The organism is uncultured Novosphingobium sp. (genome assembly GCF_964277725.1).
Classification (GTDB): Bacteria; Pseudomonadota; Alphaproteobacteria; order Sphingomonadales; family Sphingomonadaceae; genus Novosphingobium; species Novosphingobium fluoreni.
The window spans coordinates 1-3,997 of sequence record NZ_CAXYKL010000113.1 but is presented as its reverse complement, the minus strand read 5'-3'; the positions used below and the strand labels follow the sequence as shown (position 1 = coordinate 3,997).

The following is a 3,997-nucleotide window of genomic DNA, read 5'->3' as shown; positions in this document are numbered from 1 at the left end:
CGCCAAAGCCCCGGCGTGATTTCCAGTGGCCCCCAGCATTGTGTCATGCGGGAAATTCCGACACCGAGCGGATCAACGCCGCGCTGTGGGCCGCCAGTTCGTATTCATCGTCCAGCGTTTCCTCGCCGGCCTCTGGCCTTGCGCTGTCCAGCAGCAAGGTGCGCTGCGCCACGGTGCGGGTCAGTTTGAACAGGACCGGATCGCTGCTGGCGTTCAACAGCAGGTTGATCGCCTCCACCCGGCCATCCTCCAAACGGGTCGCCCGCCGCATCGACAGCGCGCGGCCCTCCGGATTCTGCCAATCTTCGGGCGAAAGCTGCTCGCCCCGTTCGTCCCACCACTCGACATCGTTGATGCCTTCACCCGGCGAATCCTGGCCGTAGAGAAACACTTCGGACCGCAGCACCTCGTATTGCCGGCGCAAGCCGATCAGGCGCGAGGTGAAGGCGTTTAGCGCTGCGCCCTCTTCGGTTTCCAGCTGCGACCAATCGATCCAGCTGATCTCGTTATCCTGGCAATAGGCGTTGTTGTTACCACCCTGGGTGCGTCCGAATTCGTCGCCCGCCACCAGCATCGGCGTGCCGAGCGAGGCGAGCAACGTCGTCAGCATGGAGCGCTGGACCTTGGCGCGGGTATCCTTGATGCCCTGATCGTCGGTCGGCCCTTCCGCGCCCCAGTTGCGCGAGAGGTTGTTGTCATGCCCGTCGCGGTTGTCCTCGCCATTGGCTTCGTTGTGCCGCTCCTCGTAGGCGGCGAGATCGGCAAGAGTATAGCCATCGTGGCTGGTCAGGAAATTGACCGAGGCCCAAGGGCGCCGAGCGCGTAGATCGAACAAGTCGCCCGAGCCCGAAAGCCGCGCCGCAAGGTCCGCCCGCTGGCCCGCGTCACCCCGCCAGTAGCGGCGCGTGGTGTCCCGGAACTTGTCGTTCCATTCGGCGAAACCCGGCGGGAAATTACCGAGTTGGTAGCCGCCCATGCCAACATCCCATGGCTCGGTAATCAGCTTCAGGCGGCCCAGGATCGGGTCCTGCCGCAGGACATGGAAGAACGCGGCATTGGGATCGAAGCCATGATCGGTGCGGCCCAGCGTCAGGCCCAGATCGAAGCGGAAACCGTCGATCCCATAGGACGTAGCCCAGTGCCGCAGCGAGTCCGCCACCATCTGGATCACGCGCGGATGCGTTAGGTTGAAGGTGTTGCCGGTGCCGGTATCGTTCAGGCAATAGCGCTTGTTGTCAGGCAGCAGGCGGTAATACGTGGCATTGTCCAGCCCGCGCCAGCTGAGCGTCGGCCCCAGTTCGCTGCCCTCGCAACTGTGGTTGTACACCACGTCCAGGATCACCTCGATTCCAGCCGCATGGAGCCGCCGCACGGCCACGCGCAGTTCGTCCTGCGTGCTTTCGTCCGCGAAGTAGCTGGGCTCGGGCGTGAAGAAATTCAGGGTGTTATAGCCCCAGTAGTTGCGCAGGCCCTTTTCCTGCAGGAACCGGTCCTGAGTGAAGGCGTGGATCGGCAGCAGTTCCAGCGCGGTGACGCCCAGGCGCTTGAGGTGATCGATCACTTTGGGGTGGGCCAGCCCGGCAAAGGTGCCGCGTTCCTGCGGCGGCGCCTGTTCCAGCAGCTTGGTCAGACCCTTGGCATGCGCCTCGTAGATCACAGTCTCCGACCAGGGCGTGTTGGGGCGGCGATCTTCCGACCAATCGAAGAAATCGTGCGTCACCACTGCCTTGGGCATGGCGGGGGCGCTGTCGCGCTTGTCGAACGCAAGGTCCCCACGGCGGCTGCGCAAGGGGTAGGCGTGCAGCACATCGTTCCAGCGGATATTACCCGAAAGCCGCCGTGCGTAGGGATCGAGCAGCAGCTTGTTCGGGTTGAAGCGGTGGCCCTGTTCCGGCTCGTAGGGGCCGTGGGCGCGATAGCCGTAGACCAAACCGGGCCGCGCATTCGGCAGGTAGCCATGCCACACCTCGTCCGTGCATTCGGGCAAAGCGAAGCGGGCCACCTCACGCTTGCCGTTGGCATCGAACAGGCAAAGCTCGATCTTCTCGGCATGCGCGGAGAAGATCGCGAAATTGACGCCAAGGCCGTCGAACGTCGCGCCCAGCGGATAGGGCCGCCCGCCCTCCAGGTGATCAGGCAGAAGGCTCACGTCGCTATTCCCCGCAATGCACTGGTTTCCGGCAGGAAGAATGCCTGCTGACGGGATTGGATGCAGAGACTTGGTTGCAGGTGCGAAAAAAGAGCCTTCTCAGGCCAGAGCGAAGGTTACCGGCACCATGCCGCGCACCGCGACTGGCTGGCCGTTCTGCTTTTGCGGAGCCCAGCGCCAGCGGCGCACGGCGGTCAGCGCCGCTTTGTCCAACTGGTCGCTGCCGCTGCTGACCGCGATCTGCAGATCCTCCACGCGACCATCCGGGCCGACGAGGACGCGCAATTTCACGGTGCCCTGCTCTCGGCGGCGGCGGGCATCGATGGGATAGACCGGAGGCCTTGCGGAGATCACCTGACTGGACAAGTCCCCGCCCTCGACCGGTGTCGCCGCGACCGGGGCGGCCGCCACCGGCGCGTTCGGAACTGCCACGCGCGGCGCTTCCACCACGCTGGGCTGGATCGGCGGCGGCAAGTCCATCGCCACCTTTTGGGGCCCGGGCGCGGGCAGCGTGATCATCGGCTTGGGAACGAAGGCCTGTTCGGGCGGGGTGACCGGCTTGTCTAGCGATTTGGCGGGAGGCGGCGGGGGCGGAGGCGTAGTGTCCAGCTGCTTCATCGCCACTACGGTCAGCCGCTGCTGCTCCTTGTGCTGGGCCACGATGCTCAACGTCGCCAACGCCGCGCCGGTCGCCAGCAGGACCGCTGCGGAGGCAAGCGCGGCGACCGGTCCGGCGCGACGGGACGGCTGATAGACCGCTCGCTCGTACGCCACGGCCTCTGTGACAGGCTCTATCGGGCGGAACGAGGGAGCCTCCAGCGCCAACCGCCCTCCGGCGCGATCCGCCTTCGTTGCTGTTGTAAGGCTCAATGCCAGCGTCGCCATGCGTGCCCCCTTCTTCGCCCGATGCCAAATCAGGCTATTGCGAGTCATTCGCATAGGCACTATCAGCAGCGCAGTCCAGACCTAAACCGGCTGCCTCCCAGCCTGTGGTCCTTCTCCGGCGATCCGTCCGCCTAGCCAAGAAAGCCCGCCCGCCCGTGGATGCTGCCGAAACCGCCCCGCCTCCTGTCAGCCTCAGGGCTTCCCAGCCGGCGGCGAAGGCCGTTTCCACGCCGCGCAAAAGCCGCAAGGCGCGCACGTTCTGGCTGAAACAACTGCACACCTGGCATTGGATCAGCGCCGCGGTATCGCTCACCGCGATGCTGCTGTTCGCGATCACCGGCATCACGCTGAACCACGCCGCCTCGATCGCGGCGGAGCCGGTGGTGACGCAAAGCAGCGGGAAGCTGCCGATGGCCATGGTGGAGCGCCTGCCCCGCGCCAATGATGGCCATGACCCCCTGCCCCCCGCCGTGGCGCAGGCAATCGCGGGCACGATACCGCTGGACCCGTCAGGCTTCGCGGCGGACTGGTCTGATGAGGGCGAGGTCTACGTCGCCATGCCCGGCCCCGGCCGTGACGCATGGGTCAGCATCGATCGCACTTCGGGGGCCATCAGCGCGGAGCGCACCGAGCGTGGCTGGGTTTCCTACCTGAACGACCTGCACAAGGGCCGCAACACCGGCTCGGCATGGTTCTGGTTCATCGATGTCTTCGCCGGGGCTTGCCTCGTCTTCACGGTGACTGGGCTGATCCTGCTGCAACTTCACGCGCGCCATCGCCCGTCCACCTGGCCGCTGGTCGGCCTCAGCCTCGCCATACCGCTGGTGATCGCCCTGTTCTTCATCCACTGACCGCGAAAGGTCCGCTCTTGCCGATGAACCTGAAAACCCTGCCCTCAATCCCGCTGCTCGCCGCGACGACGATGGCCGTCCCCGCCGCCGCCGCGACCGTCAGCGTCACCGT

3 protein-coding genes are annotated in these 3,997 nt (G+C 65.7%); 1 reads left to right on the top strand and 2 read right to left on the bottom strand.

Features of this window, described 5'->3' with window-relative positions; all coding sequences use genetic code 11:
- Window positions 1-43: 43 nt before the first annotated feature.
- A complete protein-coding gene (gene glgX, locus ACHWRX_RS06815) occupies window positions 44-2,149 on the bottom strand; it encodes a glycogen debranching protein GlgX (protein WP_288418003.1) in 2,106 nt (701 codons plus the stop codon).
- 99 nt (window positions 2,150-2,248) lie between these two features.
- Window positions 2,249-3,034 carry an energy transducer TonB gene (locus ACHWRX_RS06810; RefSeq protein ID WP_394658629.1) on the bottom strand — a complete coding sequence of 262 codons (786 nt, stop codon included), beginning with the start codon at window positions 3,032-3,034 and terminating at the stop codon, window positions 2,249-2,251.
- A 155-nt stretch (window positions 3,035-3,189) separates the two neighbouring features.
- Between ACHWRX_RS06810 and ACHWRX_RS06805 the strand changes: the two genes are divergently transcribed.
- Window positions 3,190-3,885 (top strand): PepSY-associated TM helix domain-containing protein, encoded by a 696-nt coding sequence (locus tag ACHWRX_RS06805; RefSeq protein WP_183616078.1) that lies wholly within the window; start codon window positions 3,190-3,192, stop codon window positions 3,883-3,885.
- Window positions 3,886-3,997: the final 112 nt, after the last annotated feature.